Consider the following 25,680-nt stretch of genomic DNA (forward strand, 5'->3'; position numbering starts at 1 on the left):
GCAAGAGGCACACCGGTATGCGTGCTCCTAAAGCGCATCGCGTTCGACCGGCCCCATGCGACGCTTTAGGTCCTTGTTTTGATGCATGTCGTTATCGCAAAACCGTTGCACATTTTTGCGCGACACCCATTATGCAACAGGAATTGGAAGCGTCGCGACGCCGGCCAACATCAATCCGTTACATCCTGCTTCTATCGCAAGGCTGATGGATCGGGTTTGCCTTTGGCCGCGATTTTCGACCATTGTGCCGAGGCCCGCCTTTTTCCGGTCCAGTTCGTCACCGAATGGTGACGACGCGACGATTTGAAAAGAATTTCAGGACACTCTCAGGGGAGCTCTCGATGACGATCAGACACTCGACACTTATTAAAAGACACTCGACACTTGTTAAGAGACTGGCTTTTTCGACCTTTTTGCTGACGCTGCCGCTGAATGCGGCGTTCGCGCAAGATACCGCGGTCGCCGACCGGCTGAAGGCGGCCCTCGCCGCGCAGGGTGTCGACCTCTCCTGGACCGGAGTAACCGGCGACACCTCCAGCATGGTTCTGCAAGGCGTAGCGGTCAAACCGGCGGCCGAAAAGGAGGCGCTCAAGATCGGCGACGTCAAGCTCGAAGGTGTGACCGAAGCCAATGGCGGCTATCAAATCGCGACCGTATCGACGTCGCCGTTCGAACACAGCGAAGATGGCGTCACGCTCAATCTCAGCCCCTTCGTCATCCACGACATGACGGTTCCGGCCGAAGGCGCAACCGGGCCGCTGGGCTCGCTGATGATGTACAAATCGGCCGAGCTCGACAACATGACAGTCAAAGTGGCTGACAAAACTGCTTTCTCGATGGACGGGCTTGCCATCGCAATCACGCCGCCGGCCGACGGCAAGGCCATGGCGTTTTCCGGCACTACGGAAAAATTCGCTGCCGACCTGACCCTGGTCGAAGATCCGAAATCCAAGGAAGTCATCAACGCACTCGGCTACCAGAACATAACAGGCAATCTTGAGATGGAAGGCACCTGGCAGCCTACCGACGGCAGGATGGACTTGTCGAAATACGAAATATCGGTCGACAATGCCGGCACGCTCGGCATGACCTTCGATCTCGGCGGCTACACGCTGAACGTCATCAAATCACTGCAGGAGATGCAGAAGAAGATGGCAGCGCAGCCCGAAGGCGCCGACAATTCGGCGCAAGGCATGGCCATGCTCGGGCTGCTGCAGCAGCTTTCGTTCAACAGCGCCTCGATCCGCTTCGACGACGATTCGCTGACCAAAAAGGTGCTCGATTATGCCGGCAAGCAGCAAGGCATGTCCGGCAAGGACATCGCCAACCAGGCCAAGGCGATCGTGCCCTTCGGCATGGCGCAGCTCAACAATCCGGAACTGACCGCGCAGGTTTCGGCCGCGGTCAACAAGTTCCTCGACGATCCGCAAAGCATCGAGGTCTCGGCCGAGCCGCCGGCAGCGGTGCCGTTCGCGCTGATCATGGCGGGCGCCATGTCCAACCCGCTCGACCTGCCGAAAACGCTCGGCGTGACGGTTACGGCAAACGAAGACTGACCGAGACAGGCTTCAAGCAAAAAGCCCGGCAGCGATGCCGGGCTTTTTTATGAATCAACAGCACCGGTTCGGAGCGTTTTCTAAACCTCTTTCTTCGTCGCCACCACGCGCAGCGACAATTCGCGAAGCTGCTGCGGGCTGGCTTCCGACGGCGCGCTCATCAACAGGTCGTAGGCCTGCTGGTTCATCGGGAACATAGTCACTTCGCGCAGGTTCCTGGCGCCGACCAGAAGCATGACGACGCGGTCGATGCCGGCCGCCATGCCGCCATGCGGCGGCGCGCCATACTGGAAGGCGCGATAAAGGCCGCCGAAGCGCTCTTCGACCGTCGCGCGGTCCAGCCCGACGGTTTCGAACGCCTTGACCATGGTTTCGGGCAGATGGTTGCGGATGCCGCCGGAGGCGATCTCGAAACCGTTACAGACCATGTCGTACTGGAACGCCTTGATGCCGAGCAGATCCTCGCCGTTAAGCACATCGATGCCGCCTTGTGGCATCGAGAAAGGATTGTGCGCGAAGTCGATCTTCTTCTCCTCCTCGTTCCATTCGAAGAACGGGAAGTCGACGATCCAGCACAATTCGAAGCGGTCGCGGTCGACAAGATTGAGCTCCTCGCCGGCGCGGGTGCGCGCCGCTCCTGCGAAGGAGACGAACTTCTTCGGATCACCGGCGACGAAGAAGGCGGCATCGCCATCGGCGAGGCCGAGTTGTTGTCGGATCGCCTCCGTGCGCTCCTCGCCGATGTTCTTGGCCAGCGGCCCGGCGCCTTCGAGCTTCTCGCCCTCCTTGCGCCAGAAGATGTAGCCGAGGCCGGGCTGACCCTCGCCCTGCGCCCATGAGTTCATGCGGTCGCAGAAGGCGCGAGACCCGCCGGTCTTGGCCGGAATGGCCCAGACCTCGGCCTTCGGATCGTTGGCAAGGATGTTGGCAAATACCTTGAAGCCAGAGTCGCGAAAATGATCCGAGACGGCCTGCATCTCGATCGGGTTGCGCAGGTCCGGCTTGTCGGTGCCGTATTTGCGCATGGCGACATCATAGGCGATGCGCGGAAACTTCTCCGTCACCGGCTTGCCGGCGGCAAAGGTCTCGAACACCCCCCGCATCACCGGCTCCATGGTGGTGAACACATCCTCCTGCTCGACGAAGCTCATCTCAACGTCGAGCTGGTAGAATTCACCCGGCAGACGGTCGGCGCGCGGGTCCTCGTCGCGGAAGCAGGGCGCAATCTGGAAGTAGCGGTCGAAGCCGGACACCATGATCAGCTGCTTATATATCTGCGGTGCCTGCGGCAGCGCATAGAAAGTGCCGGGGTGGATGCGCGACGGCACCAGAAAGTCGCGCGCCCCTTCCGGCGACGAGGCGGTCAGGATCGGCGTCGAGAATTCGGTGAAGCCGACCTCGCCCATCAGCTTGCGCATCTCGGCGATGATTTTGGTGCGCGCGACGATGTTCTTGTGCAGGGTATCGCGGCGCAGGTCGAGGAAGCGGTATTTGAGGCGGATGTCCTCTGGGTAATCCGGCTCGCCGAAGACCGGCAGGGGCAATTCCCTGGCGGCCGACAGTACCTCGATCTCGCGCGCGAAGACTTCGATCTCGCCGGTTGGCAAATTAGGGTTCACGGTGTCGGCGAGGCGCGCCTTGACCTCGCCGTCGACGCGGACGACCCATTCGCCGCGCAGGGTCTCGGCAATCTTGAAGGCGGGCGAATCCGGATCGGCGACGATCTGGGTCAGGCCGTAATGGTCGCGCAAATCGATGAACAGCAGGCCGCCATGGTCGCGCACGCGATGCACCCAGCCCGACAAGCGAACGGTCGAGCCGACGTCGAGCTTCCTCAATTGGGCACAGGTATGGCTGCGGTAACGATGCATTGTCATTCTTAAAGTCCGGATGTTGGGTTGCGGCCAAGGCATGATGGCCCAGCCTGAAAATTTGCGCGAAAAGCACATGAGAGGGTGCATTTGTCAAGGCAAGCGGCAGCCGGGTCGAGTTCGCGTTCTTCCCGCCCCTTTCCCACCGGCATCAATTTATGCTCGAGGCGTCAATCTGAGTTCGCTGCTCTGTGCCCGCAGTTCAACTATGCACTCACCCCTTCACCCCGCCCGCCGTGAGACCGGAAATGATCTTGCGCTGGAAGATGAGAACGAGGACGACGAGCGGCACGGTGACGATCACCGATGCGGCCATGATGTTGCCCCACGGGATCTCGAACTGCGAGCTGCCGGAGAGCAGCGCGATCGCCACCGGCACGGTTCGCTGCTCGTTGCTTGAGGTAAACGTCAGGGCGAACAGGAACTCGTTCCAAGCACCGATGAAGGCGAGAAGCCCGGTGGTCGCCAGCGCCGGCCACATGAGCGGCAGGAAGACGCGGCTGATGATGATCCAGGGCGTGGCGCCATCGAGGATCGCCGCTTCCTCCAGCTCGATCGGTAGGTCGCGAACGAAGGCGGTGAGCACCCAGACGGTGAACGGCAAGGTGAAGATCATGTAGGACAAGATCAGCGCGAACGGCGAATTGTAGAGGCCGAAGATGCGGATCAGCTCGAAAAGCCCGGCAAGCACCGCCAATTGCGGGAACATCGAAACGGACAGGATAATGAGGAGCAGAGCCGAGCGGCCGCGGAAGCGGATGCGCGCCAGCGCATAGGCGGCGGTGACGCCGAGGAACAGCGAAATGACGACAACGGCGCTCGAGATGAAAAGCGAGTTCACGAGGTTGCGCAGGAAGGTCCCCTCGGTGAACACGGTCCTGTAGTTGCTGAAGGTAATCGTCTTCGGCCAATAGTCGATCTGGAAGAGCGCCGTCCCCGATTTCAGGCTGGTGATGATGGCGTAGTAGAACGGGAACACCGCGACGACGACGATAACGGCGACGAGGAGGTAGAAAGCCGTGCGCTTGACGATCCACATGGTCAGTAGTCCCCCATGATCAATAGTCCCCCATGGTCAATAGTCCTTGTCCAGTCTTATCCGGCCGAGCCAAAGAACGAGCATGGTCAGCAGAGCGAGGATAAGGAAGAGAAGCGTCGAGGCGGCGGAACCGGAAGCGAACTTGTCGAACTCAAACAGGCTCTCGCGGGCAAACACCGACATCGACTTGGTGTGTATGTTGTTTGGCGTAAGCACGTAGATCAGATCGAAGATGCGCAGGGCATCGAGACCGCGAAAGATCATGGCCACCATCAACGCCGGTCGGATGAGCGGCAAAGTGATCTTCCAGAAAATTCTCCACGCGCCGACGCCGTCGAGCTTGGCGACCTCGTAGATTTCTTGTGGAAGCATCTGGAGGCCGGCGAGAATGAGAAGCGCCATGAAGGGGGTTGCCTTCCAGATGTCGACAACAAGGACGGCGACCATCGCCGTGTCGGCGCTGGCCGTCCAGGCGATCTTGGTGCTGATCAGGCCGAGCTTGAGCAGGACGTCGTTGATGATGCCGAACTGGTCGTTGAGCATCCACTGCCACATTTTCGCCGAGACCATCGTCGGGATCGCCCAAGGGATGAGGATCGCGGCGCGCACGATACCGCGGCCGCGAAACCTGGCGTTGAGCACCAGCGCGACGATCATGCCGAGCATCGTCTCGCAGGTCACCGAAATCACCGCGAAGCGCACCGTGTTCCAGACGGCGCGCCACCAGACCGGATCGGCGAGCAGCCCGTCATAGACGACGCGGCCGCTCGGCATTTGCACGACGGAGAAATAGTTGGCGAAGCCAACCCAGCGGCGGGCTTCGAGGTCGGCGAGCGAGGCGTCGGTGAAGCCGAAATAGATCGTGCGCATCAACGGCCAACCGGCAACGGCGGCGAGCACGATGAGCATCGGAGCAAGCAGCAGCCATGCCGAGCGCACACGCTGACGCGCCAGCAGCGAGCCTGAGCGCGGCGAGGTCACCAGGCGGTGCCCTTGAGCCTGGTCAAGGAGAACTCCAGATCGGCAAGGTTGTCGGCGGCTGTGCCCTCGCCGGAAATGGTGTTGTGGACGGCGGTCCAGAACTCGCTCGATGCCTCATTGTACCGGCTCTTGGCTTGGGCCGAGGGACGCGGCACCGCGTTGAGGACGACTTCCTTCCAGCGCGGAATCACCGGCTGGGCGCTGGCGATGTCGGCATCGTCATAGAGTGCCTGGATGGTCGGCAGATATGCCCCCTTCAAGGCGCGGTACTTCTGCATCTGAGGCGAGGCGATCCATTTGACCAGCTCGATCGCTGCATCCGGGTTCTTCGAATATTTGGAAACCGCGAGATTCCAGCCGCCAAGCGTTGCTGCCGGGTGCGCGCCCTCACCAGACCCCGGCGGCAGCGTCGTCACCCCGAACTTGCCTTTGATGGGGGAGCTTTCGCTGTTGCCAAGCGCGTAGGCGTAGGGCCAGTTGCGCATGAAGACGGCGTTGCCGGTCTGCCAGACTCCGCGCGACTCTTCTTCCTGGTAGGCCAGAACGCCGGGCGGTGAGATGGTTCCCACCCAGCTCCTCGCCATTTCCAGCGCCGCAGCTGCTTGCGGATTGTTGATGGAGATGGTGCCGTCCGGCTCGATAATCTGGCCGCCGCCGTTCGACTTCACCCATTCGAGTGCATCGCAGGTCAGCCCCTCATAGGCGTTGCCCTGGAAAACGAAACCCCACATGTCCTTGTTGCCGGCCGCGCGCTCCTTATCCATGACAAGCTTGGCGGTATCGGCAAGTTCAGCCCAGCTGGCCGGGACCCTGGCGCCGTATTTGTCGAGGAGATCCTTGCGGTAGTAGAGCGCCGGAGCGTCGGTGAATATCGGCAAGGCGACGAGCTTGCCGTCCACGGTCTGCGATTTGATGATCGATGGGAAATGGGCGCCAACGACATCCTTGGTCGCTTCGGTCAGGTCGATGAACTGCCTTGCAAGCTGGGGGGCCCAGATGATGTCCGTTTGATAGACGTCGACGTCGCTGCTTCCGGCGGCAAGCCAGAGCCGGTATTGGCCAAACTGGTCCGTCGCCGAGGGGGGCAGCGGAACGACGCTAACCTTGTTGCCGGTCTTCTTCTCGTATTGATCGAGGATCTCGCGAAGGATTCTCTGGCCGTTGCCGGTATCTCCTGACACCATGGCGAGGTCGACAGCCCGCGCCGGCCCGGCCGCCAGAACTGCGGCCACGGCAAATGCCGCAAATGCGGAATGAAATTTCATGATGGCGGACCTCCCTTTGGAGCTTCAGGCCGGGCAGCAGAAACGACGTCGATGCTGACACCGTCTCCGCACACCGGCGGCTCACAAGACGCGTGTTCGCCCACCAGCACTGAACTACAAAGATACGCCTTGGTTCCCAACACGGAGGGTCCGGCGCCACGCGGTAGCGCAAGTTCTCCCGCGGTAATGCACCTAAAACGTGTCGCGTTCGATCGGCCTCATGCGACGCGCTTTAGGTCCTTGTTTTTATACATGTCGTTATCGCAAAACCGCTGCACTTTTGCGCGACATGCATTAAGGCCCCCGGCTGGCCCCAACGCCACCGGGAATTGCCGCTGGCATTGGCGAAGCCGATGGTTCAAGAAGGATCAACGACAGGCTTTCCTTCATGTCCTCCATCCGCCCGCTGATCCCCCTCCTGATCGCCGCCGGCATCCTGCTCGGCGGCAACGGCCTGCAGAGCACGTTGATTGCGCTGCGTGGTGCGCAGGAAGGTTTTCCCGCTTCCTCGATCGGCCTGATGGGCACGTTCTATTTCGCCGGCTTCCTGCTCGGCTGCCTTGCCGTGACCCGCATCATGAAGTCCGTCGGCCATGTGCGCGCCTTTTCGGCACTCGCGGCGATCGCCTCGGCGGGAACGCTGCTTCTGGTGCTGGTCATCGATCCGGTGATGTGGTGCGCCGTGCGCTTTGCCGGCGGGTTCTGCTTTGCCGGCCTGTTCACCATCATGGAAGCCTGGCTGAATTCCGGCGTCACCAACACCGACCGGGCGCGGGTGCTTGCCATCTACCGGATGGTCGACATCGGCTCGGTGACGGGCGCCCAGTTCCTGATCCCGATCTTCGGCGCCGGCGGCTTTGCCATCTTCGCCATCATGTCGATGATGATCACCGTTTCGCTGGTGCCGGTTTCGCTCGGCGACCGCTCCAATCCGACGCCGCCGGAAGACGTCAAGCTCGATTTGGCGCGCGTCTGGCGGATCTCGCCGCTCGGCTGCTTCGGCTGTATCGCCGTCGGCGTCACAAACAGCGCCTTTCGCACCCTGTCGCCGGTCTATGCCGAGCAGATCGGCATGTCGGTCGCCGACGTCGTCACCTTCGTCAGCGTCGGCATTTTCGGCGGCGCCATCATCCAATACCCGCTTGGCTATCTCTCCGACCGCTGGGACCGGCGCTCGGTGCTGCTGATGACGACGTGCTGTGCGATGGTGGCGGCACTGGCGCTGGCATTCGTGGCAGGCGGCAGCCCGTTTCTCAACTTCCTGCTCGTCTTCATCTTCGGCTGCTTCGCCATGCCGCTCTATTCGTTGTCAGCGGCGCATTCCAACGACCGCGCCGACAAGGGCGAGTTCGTGCTGATCAACGCTGCCTTGATGCTGTTTTATTCCTTCGGCGCCATCGGCGGGCCGTTCGCAGCCTCGACGGTGATGCAATTTTTCGGGCCGAGCGCGCTGTTCGTGTTCAGCGCCACCGTCTATGCGATCTTCGTGGCCGTCATCCTTTACCGGATGCAGGCGCGCTCCGCCGTGCCGGCCACCCATCGCAGCCGTTTTACGGCGCTTTTGCGCACTTCGACGGTTTTTGCCCGGCTGGCGAAGCGGAATGCCGATCCCGATGAACCCGCAAAGCCTGGATAGAGGTGCTTGCGCTTGACGAAAGCGCGCGCGGCTGAAATTGAAAGAGACCCTATCCCTTGCCAAAAGCGATTTGATGCACGTCATCACCACCCAGAAAGAACTCGAGACCGCTATTGCCGCCTTCGAAAAGGCGGAATTCGTCACCGTCGATACCGAATTCATTCGCGAAACGACCTTCTGGCCGATCCTGTGCCTGATCCAGATGGCAGCGCCCGGGGTGACCGCGCTGATCGATCCGCTGTCGCCCGACATCGATCTGAAACCGTTCTTCAGGCTGATGGCCAACGAGGCGATCGTCAAAGTCTTCCATGCGGCGCGGCAGGACATCGAAATCATCGTGCATCTCGGCGATCTGGTGCCGCATCCGGTGTTCGACACCCAGGTCGCGGCAATGGTCTGCGGCTTCGGCGACAGCGTCTCCTACGACCAGCTGGTGCAGCGCATCACCGGAGCGCGGCTCGACAAGTCCTCGCGCTTCACCGACTGGCGCCACCGTCCGCTGTCCGAAAAGCAGCTCGACTACGCGCTCGCCGACGTCACCCACCTGATCGAGGTCTACAAGCATCTCAGCGCCGAGCTGGTGCGGGAAAACCGCGCCCACTGGCTGAACGAGGAGATGGACGTGCTGACCTCGCGCGAGACCTACGATCCGCATCCCGAGGATGCCTGGAAGAGGCTCAAGATGCGGCTGCGCAAGCCGCAGGAACTGGCGATCGTGCAGGCGGTGGCCGCCTGGCGCGAACGCGAAGCGCGCGAGCGCGACGTGCCGCGCGGCCGGGTGCTCAAGGACGATGCGATCTACGAAGTGGCGCAGCAGGCGCCGCGCGACGCTGCGGCGCTGAGCAAGCTGCGTACCACGCCGAAGGGCTGGGAGCGCTCGTCGACGGCGACGGCACTGCTTGGCGCGGTAAACGCTGCCCTTGCCCTGCCCAGGGAAGAGATGCCGAAGCTGCCGAAGAGCTTCCAGCCGCCGGAGGGGTCAAGCGCCGCGGCGGAGTTGCTGAAGGTGCTGCTGCGGATCGTTGCCGAAAAGGAGGGCGTCGCATCCAAGGTACTCGCCTCCAGTGACGACATCGACCGCATCGCTGCCGAGGGCGAGGAAGCCGACGTGCCGGCATTGCAAGGCTGGCGGCGCGCCGTCTTCGGCGAGGCCGCGCTCAAGCTTGTGCGCGGTGAACTCGCCATCAGGTTCGACAAGCGCAAGATCGCTGTGTTCGATTTGTAGCCTTGAGCTTGCTCAGACCAAGCCGAGCAGATGCAGCGCTAGCCATATCCATCCAAGTGCAAGAACCACCGCGCCCAGGTAGAATGCCCTGCTGCGCAGGATCAGCTGATTGCTGGTCAAGTGGACCGATGCGTGAAGATAGCGGGAGACGACAAAGATCCACATCAGTGCCAAGGTCAGATAATTGACGCCATTGGTCACGTGCAGCGTCAAGCATAAGACGTAGAAAAGCACCGGCAGTTCGAACTGGTTGCTCAGATTGTCGGCGACGGTGACGCTGGAACCAGGCTCCGTCGAGCGCGTCTTGAACTGGCCGGCCTTGGCTTCGCCCGATCTGACCGCACCATGGCGGCGCCGGCCCATAACGACGTAGACGATATAGACCAGCAGCACCTGCGCCAGCATCGGCCAGAAGATCGCGGTCTGGTTCAAGATGCCCCCTGTCTTTGTCACCCAGCCTTCAAGACCGTTTCTGAGCCATCAGAGTGAAAGCCGCAGTGACGGTCACTGGTATCGCCAGTAGGGCGAATTTGGTGACGATCAGCGCCGAGGCGAAGGATAGCGAATCCGGGTTGGCCGACAGAAAATCGGACAAAAGACGAGCCACGGCGATATTCTGGGCATAGTCGGTAAGCAGGTAGGGCAGCACCAGCACAACCGCGAATATCGACTGGGTTTGCGCAGGCAGTGCACGGAAATTCTTCAGCCGCCGGCCCGTGGCCAGGATCAGGCTGACCATCGTCAGCGACAGCAGCGCCGGGAACAGCAGGTCGAAGGTCAGGTAATGCCAGACGAGAATAATTTCGCTGCCGCGCCGGCCGAGGGCTGTTAGCCAGGCCATGCCCTCATCCGGGGTGAAACCGGCATAGCGCATGTCGAGCGACGGCAGACCGCCGCTCAATTGGCGAAAATAGAGGAACTCCATTGCCGTCATGATGATGAAAACCGCCACGGTGGCGACACAGAGTGCGGCCGCGTGGCGCGACAGCCGCAGGATCATTGCCGCCAGATTGCGCCAAGACGCATGACGGTCAGGCTCCGCCAGGATAATTCGGGCTTTCGCGGGTAATCGTGACGTCATGGGCGTGGCTTTCACGAAGTCCGGCATTGGATATCCGCACAAAAGTGGCGCGCTCGCGGAAATCGGCAAGGTCGCGGCCACCGACATAACCCATAGCGGCTTTCAGGCCGCCTGCAAGCTGGTGCAGCACGCCAGACACAGGTCCTTTGTACGGCACCTGCCCTTCGATGCCTTCCGGGACCAGTTTCAGCGTGTCGCGCACCTCGGCCTGGAAATAACGATCGGCGGAGCCGCGCGCCATCGCGCCGACCGAGCCCATGCCGCGATAGGCTTTGAAGGAGCGGCCCTGGTGCAGATAGACCTCGCCCGGGCTCTCGTCCGTGCCGGCCAGCAGCGAGCCGATCATCGCAGCACTTGCGCCGGCGGCCAGTGCCTTGGCGAGATCGCCCGAATATTTGATGCCGCCATCGGCAATGACCGAAACGCCGGATTTCTGCGCCGTCTCGACCGCCGACATGATCGCCGAGAGCTGCGGCACGCCGACGCCGGCGACGATGCGGGTGGTGCAGATGGAGCCTGGTCCGATGCCGACCTTGACCGCGTCGGCGCCGGCATCGATCAGCGCCAAGGTGCCTTCCGCGGTGGCGACGTTGCCGGCCAGGATGCGAACCGAGTTGGACAGTTTCTTGGCCCGCGTCACCGCATCCAGAACGCGCTGCGAATGACCGTGCGCGGTGTCGATCACGAGAAGGTCGACGCCGGCGTCGATGAGGCGCTCGGCGCGTTCGAAACCGTCATCGCCGACGCTGGTGGCGGCGGCTGCGCGCAAGCGCCCCTGCGCATCCTTGGTGGCGTGCGGGTTGAGCTGCGACTTCTCGATGTCCTTGACCGTGATCAGCCCGACGCAATTGCCGTCCCGATCGACCACAACAAGCTTCTCGATGCGGTGCTGATGGAGTAGCCGCTTGGCCTCGTCCTGATCGACGTTCTCCTTGACCGTGATCAGGTTCTCGCGGGTCATCAGCTCATAGACCTTTTGCGCCGGATCGGACGCGAAGCGGACGTCGCGGTTGGTCAGGATGCCGACGAGCCGGCCGACCGTGTGGCCGCCGGTGCCGCCGTTCTCGACCACCGGAATGCCCGAAATGCTGTAGGTGCGCATCAGACCCAGCGCATCGGCAAGCGTCGCCTCGGGACCGATGGTGACAGGGTTGACCACCATGCCGGACTCGAATTTCTTCACCTGCCGCACCTGCTCGGCCTGTTCGGCCGGCGAGAAATTGCGGTGGATGACACCGATGCCGCCGGCCTGGGCCATGGCGATGGCGAGCCGCGCCTCGGTAACCGTGTCCATGGCGGCCGACAGGATCGGCACGTTGAGGTCGATGTCGCCGGCGATGCGGGTGCGGATGTCGGTCTCGCCGGGCATGACCTCGGAATGACCCGGCTGCAGCAGCACGTCGTCAAAGGTCAGCGCCAATGCGCCGGTGGACGTCTCGATGATTTTTGCCATGGCCAGCCCTCGGAATGCAGGAAAGGCGCTCGCCCTGGATGGACAGCGCCGACTCGTCTTCTTCCCTTTCAGGATTGGCGCTGGCTCGTAACACGTCCCGTGGCCGTTGAAAAGCCGATGGTTGTGTAGTGGCGAAGCTGCATTTTGCCCCAGGGGCTGCGGGACTTGCGGTCGCACAAACGTGACAGCAAATTAATGCGACATCCGGGCCAAGCCATGATAACCGCCCTACCTGTCGGTTTGGCCCCAGGGCCGGCAAGCAATCGCGACGCACATTTCAAGGCCGGATCCATCGTGAACCGCACCATTCCGCTTATCCTGGCGGTCGCTCTATTCATGGAAAACATGGATTCGACCGTCATTGCGACATCGTTGCCGGCGATCGCCATCGACATCCACACCAGCCCGATCGCGCTCAAGCTGGCGCTGACCGCCTATCTGGTATCGCTGGCGATCTTCATTCCGATCAGCGGCTGGATGGCCGACCGCTTCGGCGCCAAGAATGTCTTCCGTGCCGCGATCGCCGTGTTCATCGTCGGTTCGGTCGCGTGCGCCATTTCCAATTCGTTGCCGGCTTTCGTGGTGTCACGCTTCCTGCAAGGCATTGGCGGCGCCATGATGACACCGGTCGGACGCCTGGTACTGGTACGCGCGACGCCGAAAAGCGAACTCGTCGCCGCCATGTCGTGGCTGACTGTCCCGGCTCTGGTCGGCCCCCTGGTCGGCCCGCCGGTCGGCGGCTTCATCACGACCTATTTTTCCTGGCACTGGATTTTTCTGATCAATGTGCCGATCGGGCTGATCGGCATCTGGCTGGCCACGCGTTTCCTGCCGAAGACCGACGCCGCGCAGACGCCGCCGCTCGATCTCATCGGTTTCGTGCTGAGCGGGCTGGCGGCATCGGGCATTGTGTTCGGCCTTTCGGTGGTCAGCCTGCCGGCTCTGCCGCCAGTTGCCGGCTTTATCACCGTTGCCGTCGGACTGGCATCGGCGGTGCTTTACCTGCTGCACGCGCGCCGCGCCAAGAACCCGCTGCTGGCGCTCGAGCTGTTTCGCAATCGGGTGTTCCGCTCCTCGGTGCTCGGCGGCGGACTGTTCCGCATCGGCATTGGTGCCGTACCTTTCCTGTTGCCGCTGATGTTCCAGATTGGTTTCGGGCTGACGCCGTTCCAGTCCGGCATGATCACCTTCGTCTCGGCAATCGGCGCCATAGGCATGAAATTCGTCACCGCGCTGATCTTCAGGGTCGCCGGCTTCCGCCGTGTGCTGATTTCAGGCTCGCTCATCGCTGCCGCGTCCATCGCCATTAACGGCCTGTTCACACCCGACACGCCCTACGGGCTGATCCTCGCCATGCTGCTCGCCGGGGGCTTCATCCGCTCGATGTTCTTCACCGGCATCAATGCGCTTGCCTACGCCGAGATTTCGGCCGCCGACACCAGCAAGGCGACGCCGATCACGGCCGTGTTCCAGCAGTTGGCGATCGCGCTCGGCGTGGCGCTGGCCGGCGGCATCCTCGAAGTGTCGACCAAGATCCATGGCGGCCCGCTGACGCTGAGCGACTTCCACACCGCCTTCTTCATCGTAGCGGCGGTGTCGGCGGCAGCCTCGCTGTCGTTCATGCGGCTGGCGCCGGACGCCGGCAATGCCGTGTCTGGACATGGCCGGTTGACGCCGCCGAAGACACTGGAGCCGGTGAGCCCGCCGGGAAGTTGAGAACCCCTTCCCTTCTCCCCTTGTGGGAGAAGATGGATCGGCGCGCAGCGCCGAGACGGTTGAGGGGTGTTGGAAGAAATGAGGCGATGATAACTGCAAGCGTGTTGCCAAGCTGGAACACCCCTCATCCGACCTCGCTTCGCGAGGCCACCTTCTCCCACAAGGGGAGAAGGAAAGGGCGCTACCCCTTGAAATCCTTCGCCAGCAAATACAGCTCCACCGATTCGTCGCGTGAGGCCGGTGGCTTGACGTGGTGGACCGAGCGGAAATTCCGCTTGAGTCTCGCCAGCAATTCGTTCTCGGCGCCGCCCTGAAACGTCTTGGCGAGGAAATGTCCGCCCGGCTTCAATACCGACAGCGCGAAATCGGCCGCCACCTCGCAAAGATGCATGGTGCGGATGTGGTCGGTCCGTTTGTGGCCGGTGGTCGGTGCGGCCATGTCGGAGAGCACGATGTCGGGCTGGCCGCCCAGCGTCTCGGCCAGCTTTTCGGGTGCCTGCGGATCGAGGAAATCCATCAGCAGCACCGGGGCGCCCGGTACGGCGTCCATCTCGAGGTAATCGATGCCGACGACGTTCGGGTGTTCCGCGGTCGACTTGGTACGCGCGGCGGCGACCTGGCACCAGCCGCCGGGTGCCGCGCCAAGGTCTATCACCTTCATGCCAGGCTTGAGCAAATGGTGCTTGTCGTCGATCTCGATCAGCTTGTAGGCGGCGCGCGAGCGATAGCCGTCGGCCTTCGAGCGCTGGACATAGGGATCGTTGATGTGGCGCTGCAACCAGCGGCGCGACGATTCCTTCAAGCCGCTTTTCTTCTTGATCTTTGTCTTCAGCACGCGAATGCCGGCGGAGCTCGGTCTTTCCGGTTTCTTGGTCATTGCTTGATTGCTTGTTTGAGCATGATCTTGTCCGAAAACCGGCAGCCACTTTTCGGGATCATGCTCTGCCTCGCCGCCAGACGCCGTCATCGGCCATCAATTCGCTCAATATGCCCTCGCGCAGGCCGCGGTCGGCGACACGCAGCCGCTCCGACGGCCAGACGGCGCGGATCGCCTCCAATATGGCGCAGCCGGCCAGAACCAGGTCGGCGCGGTCGGCGCCGATGCAAGGGTTGGCGACGCGTTGCTGGAAATCCCAGCCGACCAGTTTTTCGACCATGCGGTCGACGCTGTCGCGATCCATCCACAGCCCGTCGACGCGGCGGCGGTCATAGCGTTCGAGATCGAGATGGACGCCGGCCAGCGTCGTCACCGTGCCCGATGTGCCGAGCAAATGGAATTTCGGGCTGGCCAGGAGGTGGCTCAGCCGATCACGCCCGTCGAAGGCGCGCAGCCGCATTGCGACATCCTCGACCATGGCGCCAAAGATCTCGCGTGTCACCGTGCGGCCGCCAAAACGCTCGGCCAGCGAGACGACGCCGACCGGCAGCGACGTCCACGAGACGATATGGTTGGCAAGCCTTGGCGAGCGCTGACCGGTGAGGTCGATCAGCGCGATTTCGGACGAGCCGCCGCCGATGTCGAACAGCACGACGCCTTGCGTGTCGCGCTCGACCAGCGAACCGCAGCCCGACACCGCCAGCCGCGCCTCGGTCTGGCGGTCGATGATCTCGAGCTTCAGGCCGGCCTCGCGCTCGACGCGCTCGAGGAACTCGACGCCATTGGCGGCGGTGCGGCAGGCCTCGGTGGCGATCAGCCTGGCTTTCCTGACCTTGCGGTTGCGCAATTTGTCACCGCAGATCTTCAGCGCCTCGACCGCGCGGTCCATTGCGGCGTCGCCGAGCCGGCCATTGGCGGTAAGGCCCTCGCCCAGCCTGACGATGCGCGAGAAGGCATCGATGACGCGGAACTGGCCATGGCGCGTCGGCACCGCGACCAGCAGCCGGCAATTGTTGGTGCCGAGATCGAGCGCGGCAAACACCGGCAATTCCTGCAGCGGCGGCGGTGTGCGGGCACCTTGCCCCGGCCTTGGCGGAGCTGAGGGCGGAGGCGCGTAAGCCGCTGGCTGGGGCGGGCGCGCGGCCGGGGCCTCGTTGGCGGCGGGCACCGAAGCGCCGGCCGCCAGCGGACGAGTCTCGTCGCGTGCGAAAACCTTGCGCCCGCGCCGACGCTTGCGCCGTTTCTTGGGTTTGCCGTTCTGATGCGGGCCGTTCTGACCCTTGTGATCGTGGGACGTGTCGCCAGCCTGTCCATTGCCGGACCAGGGTTGCACCTGACGGCCGTAGCGTCCGGTGGATGGGCTTGCCTGGCCGGACGGCGTCGGCGAACCCCTGGACACGCCCACTTCCGGCGCGCCAGCGCCGGCGTCGTGGTCTTCCACTGTCGTTCCTTCCGGCGCCGCGCGAACCGGAGACCGGACGCAGCAGGCGCTTTTACATGTTCAAGTTGCCGCCAGACTATCAGCGCACGGCCGGATCACCAAGAGCGCTCGCGGCGAATTTTGCCGGCGGCGTGAAGGCGGCGACGTCGGTGAGCCCTTGTCCCCTTGGGAGAAGGGAAGGCGCGAGCGCCACAACGCGCCTTCCCGGTTGAATAGCCGGCTTCAATGAGGCATTTCTGAAATGGAGGGTAAATCATTCGGCAACGCGGGCGGTTTGCCTGCTGCGAACCGGAAAACGGTACGGGCTGCAACGCATGATCGTCATGCCATGAACTGGAGGCGCTATTTCTGGCCCGTCATCGGCATCGCCGCGGTGGTGTTCTCGCTGTGGCTGCTGCTGCACGAATTGCGCGGCATCTCGCTTGACGATGTCTGGGCCGGCATAATCGCCATCCCGGCGCGCGGCTGGGTGCTGGCGGCGCTGAGCTCGGTCATCGCCTATGCCTCGCTCGCCGGCTACGACCACATCGCGTTGCTGCACATCGGCAAGAAAGTATCGTGGCTGTTCGTCACCTTCTGCTCGTTCACCACCTACGCGCTGTCGCACAATATCGGCGGCTCGGTGTTTTCCGGTGCGGTGATCCGCTACCGCGCCTACGGCACCAGGGGCCTGACCGGGCAGGACGTCGGCATTCTGGTGGCGATCTGCTGGATCACCTTCGTGCTGTCGACGCTGTTCGTCTCAAGCATCGTCCTGCTGCTCGAGCCCGACGTGATCGACCGGTTTTCCGGCACGCCGCATCACCGGCTGTCGCAAGCAGCAGGGCTCGCCATGCTGCTCGTGGTGGCGGCCTACATATTCGGCAGTTGGCTGCATCTGAGACCACTCAGGATCGGCAGCTTTCAGCTGCATTATCCGGCGCTGCCGATCGTGGCGCGGCAATTGCTGGTCGGCCCGATCGAACTGCTGGCGGCGGCGGCGATCATCTTCTTCGCCCTGCCCGCCACCGGCAATCCCGGCTATTTCATCGTGCTCGGCGTTTTCCTGGTGTCGTTCTCGATCGCGCAGATCTCGCATGCGCCGGGCGGGCTGGGCGTGTTCGAGGTGGTGTTTCTCGCGGGCTTGTCACATATGGACCAGGTCGGCGTGCTGGCGGCGCTGCTGGTGTTCCGGCTGTTCTACCTGATCATCCCGCTGCTGATCGCGCTCGGCGTGGTGCTGTTCTTCGAGCACTCGCAATACAGCCGCAGCGAGAGTTGAAGCGCCAGAAGCCTACAATTGAAGCCAGACACAGGGTTGACTATTTTCCGGCGGCGGCTACAAGGGCCGCGCGGCTGCCTGGCGGCCCACCCTGCGCGACAAGCGCCTGCTGGGGAATAGGTTAACGGTAGACCCACGGACTCTGACTCCGTTAGTCCTGGTTCGAATCCAGGTTCCCCAGCCAGTTGATTTCTTTGGCTTTTTTCGGCATTTCCCAAAATAGAAATATCGCGGAAGAAGGTCAGAATAGGAAGCTCGGGCGATCGACGGCTTTTTACGGCATCATCCGCGCCCTGTCATCGCGACATCAAAGCTCCACCTCGCCACTATTCCGAACCCTTTTTCAGTCCCATTGTAAGGACGTGAGCAATCCGCGCACCATTCCGACCGCCGTCAACGTCCGCGAATCGGCGGTCAGCATGCTGGCCGCGCGCGGCACGCTCGATGCCGCGCAGAGGCGGTCGAGGATTGAGCCATCATGTTCTCTTCAAGACGTCATTCGCCAAATCGGCACGAGGGGTAGAGGAAGTCCGAATGGGAACCTTCTAAAGCAACTTTAGTTGGCCACGCTCTTGATGCCAGATACAACTGCTGCGTTGTCCGCGGATTGAGTTATTCTGTTGAACAGAACGCACGCACTTTCTTTTTTGCGGAAATTAAAACCTAAGCAGGAGTTGTCGTTCGCGCACTGCAGTATGCAGTCTGGATATCGGAGCGGAGAGTTCCAATATGCATTGCCGGAGATTTCTGTTTTTGTGGCGAACACCAAATTCGAATAGCGCAGGTTTCCCTCCACCACCTTCTTGGCAGCCATGATGGACTCAGCGCTTTTGACCAAGAGCGAGGCATCACCTTTCATAAAGCAAGCCTGGAATTTTGTGTTGTAGGTAACCGCCAAACATTTGAAGTCTCTGTCGCAGGCACTTTGGCACTGTTCGGAGCTCACGCTTCTAATCGGCATATCGGGCAGGTCGTTTCCGATCGCGTCCCACCCGGATACGACCACAAATCCGCTGTCCGGATCGACTTCGGGCACAGCAGTTTGTGTTGGTACAGCGTTTGCCTGCTCTCGAGACTGGTCTGGAATGACGTCCGATGAGGCAAATGTGCGACCGTCCAGCCACGCACATTTTGTTACCAGATCAACAGCGGATGAATCATTGAGACCGACCAGTTGGAGGGTCTGAACGGCAGCGCCTGGTCCGACTGGAGGCGCGTTCGGGGCAGATCGGGACGCTAATGCTACGTTAACGTCAACGCCGTTGACACTTCGGCGAGAATAGCACCATGCCCGGTCCCACGTTTCGTCCTTTTCATCCTTGAAGTGATGACCCGATATGAGCTCCCACTTGATGCCTTGGAATTCCACACTTTTGGTGGCGAATTTATTGAAATCGACCGTCACCACGTCAGGCTTGGCAGGCACGTCAACCCGTGGCGTTTCTTCCGGCGCAGGCTTTGGTGTCGGGATGGGAATAGGCGGGTGATCAACATTCGGGACAGTGCGCGCGCTCGATTGCTCTATCGTCGATAAAACCATTGGCTCTGGCAAGCTCTTATCCCAGAGACCGAGTTTTATACCCAGCCCAACCCCGACAGCCGCTACTGCAATGGCTCCGCCCGTCGCCATCCGGCGAAAGGCAGTCGCTCGCGCTGTTTTCTCTTGAGCTGCCGCCTGAGCTTGCAAGGTCGGAATTGCCGATCTCTGTATGACGAGATCGACGGCTTGCTCAAGCAGCGAGGTATTATGCCGGACGAGCACTTTTGCGACCTTTCATGGATACGGTCACGAGATCCGCCACCTCAGCCGGCAAGTCCTGATCCAGGGCTTTTCGAAGAACTTCGGGATCGTCGGTGAAGAGAGGAACGTAAAGGATTTCTTTGATGACCTTCTCGATCGGCACCTCGACCCGTTTCTCGACCTCCTTCTCGACCGCAATCTCGACCGGTACCTCCATTGTTCGAACTCGGCGCCAACGCCAACTCAAAAGCATTCTACGAAGCAGCCTGGAAAACTTGCTCTCAGACATATCCTCTTCTCGGGCGGCAATCCGCTGCAGAGCAAGTGCCACCATTGCTGTGATTGGTCCCGCGAGCGCGGCAATGATCGCAAGTGAGCTAAACCAGATTACCGAGATTGTTCCGGCTTGGCGTTCGGTTACCAGTTCCGGTTTACTCCCATACCATCGTGAAGCGATACGCCGGACCTGATCGGTCCGCGCCATGGGAATCCGCTCTTTCTCCAAATCACTAAGCTCTTTGGCAATCTGGTCTTGTCTTACCTGATTTTCCGCCGACGTATTTGCCTTGTTGGCCTCGGCGGATTGGGCTTCCGCGAGCCGTTTGCCGGCTTCATCCAATCTGCGCTGCCAAGCCCCCGCATCGCTGTCGCGTGTCTGCTCCAAAGATGAACGTCTATCGGTGAGTTTCTGTCTCTGATCGGCAGTCATAGGAGGGCTGCTTGCCCGCAAACGATCGAAAGCTCCCCGTAGGGCCGCGATCTCCTCATCTAGCGGTTCTATCTGTACGTCGAACTTGGCAACGATTTTTGCGCGTGGATTAGCCAGTTTGGCCACTTCCGACTCTAGCTTTCGAGCCGAGTCACTGTCGGCTGAATCGCGCGCCATCTTGATGCGTTCGACAAAGCTGTCGCGCTGGCGCTCAAACTGATCGACTGCGTCCCTTATTTCGCTATCTCGCTGCTGAAACAGGGCCTGTCGAACCGCGCTTTTTTCGTCCACCTGATCCCGAACGCGGGAGGCCTCGGGGGTGATGGCTGTCGTTCCCTGTAACTCAGCGTTGACCTCGGCTATCTGCGACTGAAACGTCGCGCGAGATTTTTCCGCAAGATGTGTAAGCTGCTCAATTTCGGAACGCGCCTGCTCGACCTGATCGGATTTTCGGCCAAGCTCGTCAGCCGAAGCCAGCTTTTTGGCCTCCTGGTCCAATGCGTCGATTTTGTTTACCAATTCTTCATAGCGCAGTTGGCGCAGCGCACCCGCTCGCTCCATTCCCATGAATACAGTTTCGAAAGTTATGCCTGCCAATACGAGTAGAAACGCCAAGATTATGGGCTTCCATAACCACGATGCGCTAAAAAGCAGGGTGGCTATCGGTATTTTCGTTAGCTCAGCAATTGCGACCATGAGAAAGGGCGCACTTGCGAGCGTCAAATCCATTGCAGTTACCGATTCACTCGCAGAAAACGCTTGGACGCCTAAAGCTACGCCTGTCGTAAGGCCAATCGTTGCGGCTGCGATCTCAAGTGCCCACGCGCCCCGGTAGGTCCATTGGCCGTAGCTCGCCAATTTTTGGCTCATCACTGTCTGCATTGCACTCGCCCCCGTGATCAGGCAACGCTCGGCCTTGATCGCCTTCAGCATACACTGAAAAATGACTATGTTTACAACTTTGGGCAGTCGCAGTTAAGGCACCCGCAATAGTTGCAGCGTCTCCGAGGCCACAGTCGCCAGCGAAAAGAAAATGGTGCAGCCAGGCGGAGATCGGCGTCGAGAACCCGACAGCCATGGAAACTGAAAGACCCCTTTGGACACGGCGCCGAACCAACGTTCTTCTGGGGCGGCTGAGCCGCCGGGACAAGGGAAAGCCGCAGGCCTGACCAATGCTTGATCCCTATGGATGTCTGGCGCGATCGTTCATACGTTCGCAGCCAAGCGTGAAGAAACGGGTACGGTTCAAAACCTGCCGCTAAAAGCAAGGAAAAGAAAGAATGCAATTGGCGGCTGACGCCGCCAAAAAATTCCGCGCGCCCTTGACGGGAGGCCGGCTAATGGGTGTCACCGTAATTCCTAAAACCTCTCCGGCAACCCTTCTACTCCCCGACAATGGACGTCGGCGGGCGTGCCGAGGTTATCGGATCGGCATGACGAAGGACGATCCTCCACGCGCCTTCCTCGCGCCGGAATATGGTGGTGGCCCGAAGCGCAATCGGCACCAGTTTGTTGCCACCACCGACCTTGGATTGGAACCGCTCGACCTCGATGATGTATCCCAAATCGGCTGTCGCATACTCCGAGATGCGCTCAAAACCGATGGCCTTGCCGTGCCGGTAATTGGTGGCGGCCCGTTCCATGATCTCAGCGGCCTTTCTCCATCCCTTCGCCGGCGGGCCAAAGGGATTGGCAATAATGACGTCGTCCTGTCGCGAGTAGAGGTTTTTCAAGGGCTCAGGATCGCCCTTTACGAAGGCATCCAGAGCCAGATGATCCTGCTCGATAAATTTCGTCAGGTCGGAGGCTAACATCTTAACATCGCCACATGACTACAAAGAGAACTCTATCAAGCGCTTCATCCGCCCTTCGCCTTGCCACAGGCGTTCGGGCCGATGTCCGGAGTATAGATCAGAATTACGGTGAGTGCACTGTTTACCATGTGGCTCCCGCCGCATGGTGCACCTTGCCCGCGTTCCCGGTCTGCCGCATCGCGGCGTCGTACGGGCGAGCCAAAGTGTTTTCACGTCCGAAGACTATGTGTTCGACAATATCCTCGGTATGCGAAGGCTGCATTTCGAAGGAGTCTAACCTATCGGTACGCGGCAGCTAGATGTTTGACGGAGATGGAAAGCTTCATGTTAAGTGGCGGCCATATTGAGCCGTACCACACATCGTGCAGCTCGACGCATTTTCAAGCAACGTCGACGCGCGCGGGAGGATCCATGATCACGCTTTATGGTTTCGGACGCGTTCATCCTGAGATGCTTGGCCACGGTCGCGACCTGCGTGCGCAATGGGCGCTCGAGGAGACCGGGTTGCCCTATCGCTTCCATGCCCTCGACTTCACTGCCGGCGAGCTCGATAGTTCGGCCTACGGCCGGGTCAGCACCTTCCATCAGGTTCCAGTGATCGACGACGACGGCGTCATCGTTGCCGAGTCCGGCGCGGTGGTGCTCTACCTCGCTGAAAAGCGGGTAAGCTTATTCCCGCCGATTTCATCGGACGCACGCAAGTCGTGCAATGGTGCTTCGCCGCGCTGGCCACCGTCGAACGGCCGCTTTCCCAGATCGACGGGATCGACGCCGGCATGGGCGGCGCGGGGGCCGCCGAGCGGCGGACGGGACTGGTGGAGGATGCCCACCGCTGGTTTGCGGGACTGGAGCGCCGGCTCGAAGGCCGCGAGTGGATTGCCTGCGAGATATTCACCGTCGCCGACATCCTGCTAACCACCGTGCTGCGCCAAGTCGGCCATACCGATCTCCTCGATCCATACCCGCGGCTGAGCGCATATTACGCAAGGGCGTTGGCACGCCCAGCGTGGCAACGCACACGGAGCCTTTGCGCGGAGCGCAGCGGAGTGCCCCTTGCGGACATCCCATGACGGCTCGCACTGCGGTCTGAGACCTCAACGCGGGACGACTTCGAAAATTATTGCGTCGGTTTCAGCGTTTTTGCGACGATCCGCGCCTTATCCTCCATCGACCAGCGACGCTGAGTGCGCCCGCCACGCAGGACGCCTGGACCAAAATCAGCTAAATCAGCCAGACTTTGATCAGCGAAGCGGGGACCCCAAGCATGACGCCAGCATTGCCAAAACGAAACGAGCCGTTCCGGGCCGGCGAAACCGCGCTGCTGCTGGTCGACATGCAACGTGTCTGGCTGGAGCCGGGTGCTGATCCGGCGCATCCGGAGCGCGGTCCCGACCACTATTTCTACCGGCAGACGGCGTCGCAAACGATCCCCAACCAGGAGCGCCTGCTGGCGGCGGCGCGGGCCAACGGCGTCGAGGTGATCCATACCATCATCCAGAGCCTGACCGAGGACGGCCGCGACCGCTCGCTCGACCACAAGCTGACGCCGATCCACATCGCGCCGAGCCGGCCGGAGGGCCTGCCGGTGCCGTCGCTGGCGCCGGTCGGAGACGAGATCATGCTGCCGAAGACCTCGTCGGGTGTCTTCAATTCAACCAATATCGACTATGTCCTGAGGAACCTCGGCGTGCGTTATCTGATCGTCGCCGGCATCATGACCGACCAGTGCGTCGACATGGCGGTGCGCGATGCCGCCGATCGCGGCTATCTCGTCACCTGCGTATCGGACGCTTGCGCCGCCGCCTCGCAGGAGCGTCATGACGGTGCGCTAAAAGCCTTCGGTGGCTATTGCTGGGTCACTGATACCGCCACCGTTACAGGCCGTTTCGAAGCCTTGGGAAAAGCTGCATGACCGTCGAACCGCTGGTTGCCGTCGTCACCACCGATCTGTCGGCGATCACGCGCGGCCGCTCGGTCGTCGAAAGCAAGCTGCCGAAGATCGCGGCGACCGGGCTCGGCTGGCTGCAGGCCAATCTGTCGCTGACGCCGTTCAACTCCATCGTCGACCCCAATCCGTGGGGTTCGTCCGGCGATGTGCGGCTCATTCCCGATCTCAACGCGCGGTTCCGCACGGCGCTGACCGGATCGGCGACGGCTTTCGACATGGTCGCCGGCAACATCGTCGAACTCGACGGCAGCCCGTGGGTCGGCTGTACGCGGACCATGCTCAAGGATGCGCTGGCGGAGTTGAAGACAGCGGCCGGGCTTTCCGTCATCGCCGCCTTCGAGCATGAATTCCATATCGAGGCAGACTTCGCACCGGCTCATTCGATGTCGTTGGCCGCACTGCGCCGCGCCGACCCGTTCGCCGCCAATCTGATGGCGGCGCTGGCTGAAGCCGGCGTCGCGCCCGAAGTGGTGATCGCCGAATTCGGCACCGACCAGTTCGAGGTGACGTGCGAGCCGGCCGATGCGCTTGCCGCGGCCGATCGCGCCGTCGCCATCCGCGAGATCACGCGCGAAGTCGCGCGATGTGCCGGCTGGCGGGCGAGCTTCGCGCCCAAAACCGCTCCCGATGCCGTCGGCAACGGCGTCCACATCCATTTCAGTTTCGTCGACGACGCCGGCAAACCGGCGACCTACGACCCGGCCCAGCCGGGCGGCCTTTCCAGCCAGGCCGCTTCGTTCTGTGCCGGTGTGCTGCGCCACCTGCCCGCGATCACCGCCATGACGGCGGCGAGTGTGTCGTCCTACTACCGGCTGAAGCCGCATAGCTGGAGTTCGTCCTACACCTGGCTTGCCGATCGCGACCGCGAGGCGAGCCTGCGCATCTGCCCGACGGTGACGATCGGCGGGCGCGATCCGGCGCGGCAGTACAACATCGAATACCGGGCAGCCGACGCCACCGGCAATCCCTATCTGTCGCTGGCGGCGATCGTGCGCGCCGGGCTGGAGGGGCTGAAGGCCAAGCTGCCGGCGCCGCCGCTTGTCTCAGGCGACCCGACGCAGATGAGCGGTTCCGAGCGCAAGAAGCTTGGCCTCGTGCGGCTGCCGGAAACGCTGCCGGCGGCACTCGACGCGCTCGTCACCGACAAGACCGTCACCGGATGGTTCGCGCCGGTGTTCGTCGAGACCTTTGTCGGCCTCAAGCGGCATGAGACCGAGCGCCTCGCCGGTCTCGACCCAGTGGCGGTCTGCGATCTCTACCGGACGCTGTATTGATGGCTGAGCCGGTTGCCAACGCCATCCTACCGGAAGGTTGGCCACCCGCGGTCGACGCAATCAACGAAACGGGGCGTTCCGATATCGTTCTGATATGCGAGCACGCGTCCAATCATATTCCGGCCGAGTATGCGCGGCTCGGTCTCGACAGCCGCCATTTGCAGCGCCATATCGCCTGGGATATCGGCGCCGCCGAAGTGACCCGCGCTCTGTCGAAACTGCTCGATGCTCCGGCTTTCCTCAGCTCCTATTCGCGGCTGTTGATCGATCTCAACCGGCCGCTTGGTTCCAGCGGCAGCATTCCGGCGCTATCGGAGGACACCGGCATCCCCGGCAATGTCGGCCTCGATCCGGAGGAGCGAAGCCGGCGTGCCGAAATCATGTTCGCGCCGTTTCATGACCGCGTGGCCGCCCATCTCGACGACCGGGCGAAGCAGGGCAGACCGACGCGGATCGCGACGGTCCACTCCTTCACGCCGGTCTTCCTCGGCATTGCGCGGCCCTGGCACGCCGGCGTGCTTTACGACCGGGCAGTCGATTTCGGCCAGGCAGTGCTTGCCGGCCTGCGCGCCGACGGTGCGCTCAACGCCGCGGCAAACGAGCCTTATGCGATCAGCCGCGACGGCGACTACGCCATACCGGTCCATGGCGACGATCGCGGCATTCAGGCCGTCCTCATCGAGATCAGGCAGGACCTGCTGGCGGGCCGCTCCGGCATCGAAGAATGGGCGAAGCGGCTGGCCGCAGCGTTACCGGCGCAGACACAGGGTTTGTGAACAAGCTCGGCTGCTC

At 61.8% G+C, this 25,680-nt stretch carries 22 protein-coding genes and 1 tRNA gene; 11 read left to right on the forward strand and 12 right to left on the reverse strand.

Features of this window, described 5'->3' with window-relative positions; translation table 11 throughout:
• Positions 1-341: 341 nt before the first annotated feature.
• On the forward strand, positions 342-1,556 hold the full coding sequence (locus NKI08_RS13865; RefSeq protein ID WP_352770104.1) for an aq_1923 C-terminal domain: 1,215 nt from the start codon (positions 342-344) through the stop codon (positions 1,554-1,556).
• Positions 1,557-1,636: 80 nt separating this feature from the next.
• Here the strand turns inward: NKI08_RS13865 and aspS are convergent, their stop codons facing one another.
• From aspS to NKI08_RS13885, 4 genes are all read right to left on the reverse strand, one after another.
• A complete protein-coding gene (aspS, locus tag NKI08_RS13870) occupies positions 1,637-3,427 on the reverse strand; it encodes an aspartate--tRNA ligase (RefSeq protein ID WP_352682160.1) in 1,791 nt (596 codons plus the stop codon).
• Between the two features lie 214 nt (positions 3,428-3,641).
• Positions 3,642-4,466, reverse strand: coding sequence for a carbohydrate ABC transporter permease (locus tag NKI08_RS13875; RefSeq protein WP_352682074.1), 825 nt, complete (start codon positions 4,464-4,466; stop codon positions 3,642-3,644).
• A 36-nt stretch (positions 4,467-4,502) separates the two neighbouring features.
• Positions 4,503-5,375, reverse strand: a complete 873-nt coding sequence (locus NKI08_RS13880; protein ID WP_352770174.1) for a carbohydrate ABC transporter permease — start codon at positions 5,373-5,375, stop codon at positions 4,503-4,505.
• Between the two features lie 68 nt (positions 5,376-5,443).
• Entirely contained in the window at positions 5,444-6,712 is a 1,269-nt protein-coding gene (locus NKI08_RS13885) for an ABC transporter substrate-binding protein (RefSeq protein ID WP_352770107.1), read from the reverse strand.
• Between the two features lie 388 nt (positions 6,713-7,100).
• Between NKI08_RS13885 and NKI08_RS13890 the strand changes: the two genes are divergently transcribed.
• Both NKI08_RS13890 and rnd read left to right on the forward strand, forming a co-directional pair.
• Positions 7,101-8,348, forward strand: a complete 1,248-nt coding sequence (locus NKI08_RS13890; RefSeq protein WP_023674455.1) for an MFS transporter — start codon at positions 7,101-7,103, stop codon at positions 8,346-8,348.
• Between the two features lie 73 nt (positions 8,349-8,421).
• Positions 8,422-9,573, forward strand: coding sequence for a ribonuclease D (rnd, locus tag NKI08_RS13895; protein WP_023674454.1), 1,152 nt, complete (start codon positions 8,422-8,424; stop codon positions 9,571-9,573).
• A 12-nt stretch (positions 9,574-9,585) separates the two neighbouring features.
• On the opposite strand, the gene NKI08_RS13900 is transcribed toward rnd, so the two are convergent.
• The 3 genes from NKI08_RS13900 to guaB are packed head-to-tail and all read right to left on the reverse strand — an operon-like array spanning position 9,586 to position 12,107.
• Positions 9,586-10,005 (reverse strand): MAPEG family protein, encoded by a 420-nt coding sequence (locus NKI08_RS13900; RefSeq protein ID WP_352472046.1) that lies wholly within the window; start codon positions 10,003-10,005, stop codon positions 9,586-9,588.
• Between the two features lie 28 nt (positions 10,006-10,033).
• A complete protein-coding gene (locus NKI08_RS13905) occupies positions 10,034-10,573 on the reverse strand; it encodes a hypothetical protein (RefSeq protein ID WP_352542392.1) in 540 nt (179 codons plus the stop codon).
• Between the two features lie 31 nt (positions 10,574-10,604).
• On the reverse strand, positions 10,605-12,107 hold the full coding sequence (gene guaB / locus NKI08_RS13910) for an IMP dehydrogenase (protein ID WP_352458563.1): 1,503 nt from the start codon (positions 12,105-12,107) through the stop codon (positions 10,605-10,607).
• A 294-nt stretch (positions 12,108-12,401) separates the two neighbouring features.
• Here guaB and NKI08_RS13915 point away from each other — a divergent pair, with 294 nt between their 5' ends.
• Positions 12,402-13,823, forward strand: coding sequence for an MFS transporter (locus tag NKI08_RS13915; protein ID WP_352501491.1), 1,422 nt, complete (start codon positions 12,402-12,404; stop codon positions 13,821-13,823).
• A gap of 181 nt (positions 13,824-14,004) precedes the next feature.
• Here NKI08_RS13915 and NKI08_RS13920 read toward each other — a convergent pair whose 3' ends face one another.
• Positions 14,005-14,700, reverse strand: coding sequence for an RlmE family RNA methyltransferase (locus NKI08_RS13920; RefSeq protein ID WP_023674449.1), 696 nt, complete (start codon positions 14,698-14,700; stop codon positions 14,005-14,007).
• Between the two features lie 58 nt (positions 14,701-14,758).
• Positions 14,759-16,141, reverse strand: a complete 1,383-nt coding sequence (locus NKI08_RS13925) for a Ppx/GppA phosphatase family protein (protein WP_352501489.1) — start codon at positions 16,139-16,141, stop codon at positions 14,759-14,761.
• 328 nt (positions 16,142-16,469) lie between these two features.
• Between NKI08_RS13925 and NKI08_RS13930 the strand changes: the two genes are divergently transcribed.
• Entirely contained in the window at positions 16,470-17,402 is a 933-nt protein-coding gene (locus tag NKI08_RS13930) for a lysylphosphatidylglycerol synthase domain-containing protein (RefSeq protein WP_352501488.1), read from the forward strand.
• Between the two features lie 110 nt (positions 17,403-17,512).
• Positions 17,513-17,586, forward strand: a tRNA-Gln gene (locus NKI08_RS13935).
• A 372-nt stretch (positions 17,587-17,958) separates the two neighbouring features.
• Here the strand turns inward: NKI08_RS13935 and NKI08_RS13940 are convergent.
• The 3 genes from NKI08_RS13940 to NKI08_RS13950 form a co-directional block, all read right to left on the reverse strand.
• On the reverse strand, positions 17,959-19,164 hold the full coding sequence (locus NKI08_RS13940) for a PAN domain-containing protein (protein ID WP_352770112.1): 1,206 nt from the start codon (positions 19,162-19,164) through the stop codon (positions 17,959-17,961).
• Positions 19,148-20,785 carry a hypothetical protein gene (locus NKI08_RS13945; protein ID WP_352770115.1) on the reverse strand — a complete coding sequence of 546 codons (1,638 nt, stop codon included), beginning with the start codon at positions 20,783-20,785 and terminating at the stop codon, positions 19,148-19,150. Before NKI08_RS13945 ends, NKI08_RS13940 begins: the two co-directional genes overlap by 17 nt.
• A gap of 449 nt (positions 20,786-21,234) precedes the next feature.
• Positions 21,235-21,666 carry a YybH family protein gene (locus tag NKI08_RS13950; RefSeq protein ID WP_352770118.1) on the reverse strand — a complete coding sequence of 144 codons (432 nt, stop codon included), beginning with the start codon at positions 21,664-21,666 and terminating at the stop codon, positions 21,235-21,237.
• A gap of 411 nt (positions 21,667-22,077) precedes the next feature.
• Here NKI08_RS13950 and NKI08_RS13955 point away from each other — a divergent pair, with 411 nt between their 5' ends.
• From NKI08_RS13955 to NKI08_RS13975, 5 genes are all read left to right on the forward strand, one after another.
• Complete coding sequence (locus NKI08_RS13955) at positions 22,078-22,581, forward strand: glutathione S-transferase N-terminal domain-containing protein (protein WP_352770121.1); 504 nt, start codon at positions 22,078-22,080, stop codon at positions 22,579-22,581.
• A complete protein-coding gene (locus tag NKI08_RS13960) occupies positions 22,482-22,736 on the forward strand; it encodes a glutathione S-transferase family protein (protein ID WP_352770123.1) in 255 nt (84 codons plus the stop codon). Before NKI08_RS13955 ends, NKI08_RS13960 begins: the two co-directional genes overlap by 100 nt.
• A gap of 194 nt (positions 22,737-22,930) precedes the next feature.
• Positions 22,931-23,578, forward strand: coding sequence for a cysteine hydrolase family protein (locus tag NKI08_RS13965; RefSeq protein ID WP_352770125.1), 648 nt, complete (start codon positions 22,931-22,933; stop codon positions 23,576-23,578).
• Positions 23,575-24,888, forward strand: a complete 1,314-nt coding sequence (locus NKI08_RS13970; protein WP_352770128.1) for a type I glutamate--ammonia ligase — start codon at positions 23,575-23,577, stop codon at positions 24,886-24,888. The genes NKI08_RS13965 and NKI08_RS13970 overlap by 4 nt, the downstream gene beginning before the upstream one ends.
• On the forward strand, positions 24,888-25,664 hold the full coding sequence (locus NKI08_RS13975) for an N-formylglutamate amidohydrolase (RefSeq protein ID WP_352770131.1): 777 nt from the start codon (positions 24,888-24,890) through the stop codon (positions 25,662-25,664). The genes NKI08_RS13970 and NKI08_RS13975 overlap by 1 nt, the downstream gene beginning before the upstream one ends.
• The last annotated feature ends 16 nt before the right edge of the window (positions 25,665-25,680 follow it).

Origin of the sequence: Mesorhizobium sp. M0768, assembly GCF_040320195.1 — a bacterium.
Lineage (GTDB): Bacteria > Pseudomonadota > Alphaproteobacteria > Rhizobiales > Rhizobiaceae > Mesorhizobium.

What these genes read in the sequence shown, in the direction of transcription:
- NKI08_RS13955 (WP_352770121.1), top strand. Translation starts at nt 22,078, where the DNA reads ATGATCACGCTTTATGGTTTCGGACGCGTTCATCCTGAGATGCTTGGC.
- NKI08_RS13890 (WP_023674455.1), top strand. Translation starts at nt 7,101, where the DNA reads ATGTCCTCCATCCGCCCGCTGATCCCCCTCCTGATCGCCGCCGGCATC.
- NKI08_RS13905 (WP_352542392.1), bottom strand. Translation starts at nt 10,573, where the DNA reads ATGATCCTGCGGCTGTCGCGCCACGCGGCCGCACTCTGTGTCGCCACC.
- NKI08_RS13865 (WP_352770104.1), top strand. Translation starts at nt 342, where the DNA reads ATGACGATCAGACACTCGACACTTATTAAAAGACACTCGACACTTGTT.
- NKI08_RS13965 (WP_352770125.1), top strand. Translation starts at nt 22,931, where the DNA reads ATGACGCCAGCATTGCCAAAACGAAACGAGCCGTTCCGGGCCGGCGAA.
- NKI08_RS13880 (WP_352770174.1), bottom strand. Translation starts at nt 5,375, where the DNA reads ATGCTCATCGTGCTCGCCGCCGTTGCCGGTTGGCCGTTGATGCGCACG.
- NKI08_RS13945 (WP_352770115.1), bottom strand. Translation starts at nt 20,785, where the DNA reads ATGCTGAAGGCGATCAAGGCCGAGCGTTGCCTGATCACGGGGGCGAGT.
- NKI08_RS13885 (WP_352770107.1), bottom strand. Translation starts at nt 6,712, where the DNA reads ATGAAATTTCATTCCGCATTTGCGGCATTTGCCGTGGCCGCAGTTCTG.
- guaB (WP_352458563.1), bottom strand. Translation starts at nt 12,107, where the DNA reads ATGGCAAAAATCATCGAGACGTCCACCGGCGCATTGGCGCTGACCTTT.
- NKI08_RS13975 (WP_352770131.1), top strand. Translation starts at nt 24,888, where the DNA reads ATGGCTGAGCCGGTTGCCAACGCCATCCTACCGGAAGGTTGGCCACCC.
- NKI08_RS13950 (WP_352770118.1), bottom strand. Translation starts at nt 21,666, where the DNA reads ATGTTAGCCTCCGACCTGACGAAATTTATCGAGCAGGATCATCTGGCT.
- NKI08_RS13930 (WP_352501488.1), top strand. Translation starts at nt 16,470, where the DNA reads ATGAACTGGAGGCGCTATTTCTGGCCCGTCATCGGCATCGCCGCGGTG.
- NKI08_RS13970 (WP_352770128.1), top strand. Translation starts at nt 23,575, where the DNA reads ATGACCGTCGAACCGCTGGTTGCCGTCGTCACCACCGATCTGTCGGCG.
- rnd (WP_023674454.1), top strand. Translation starts at nt 8,422, where the DNA reads ATGCACGTCATCACCACCCAGAAAGAACTCGAGACCGCTATTGCCGCC.
- NKI08_RS13875 (WP_352682074.1), bottom strand. Translation starts at nt 4,466, where the DNA reads ATGTGGATCGTCAAGCGCACGGCTTTCTACCTCCTCGTCGCCGTTATC.
- NKI08_RS13920 (WP_023674449.1), bottom strand. Translation starts at nt 14,700, where the DNA reads ATGACCAAGAAACCGGAAAGACCGAGCTCCGCCGGCATTCGCGTGCTG.
- aspS (WP_352682160.1), bottom strand. Translation starts at nt 3,427, where the DNA reads ATGCATCGTTACCGCAGCCATACCTGTGCCCAATTGAGGAAGCTCGAC.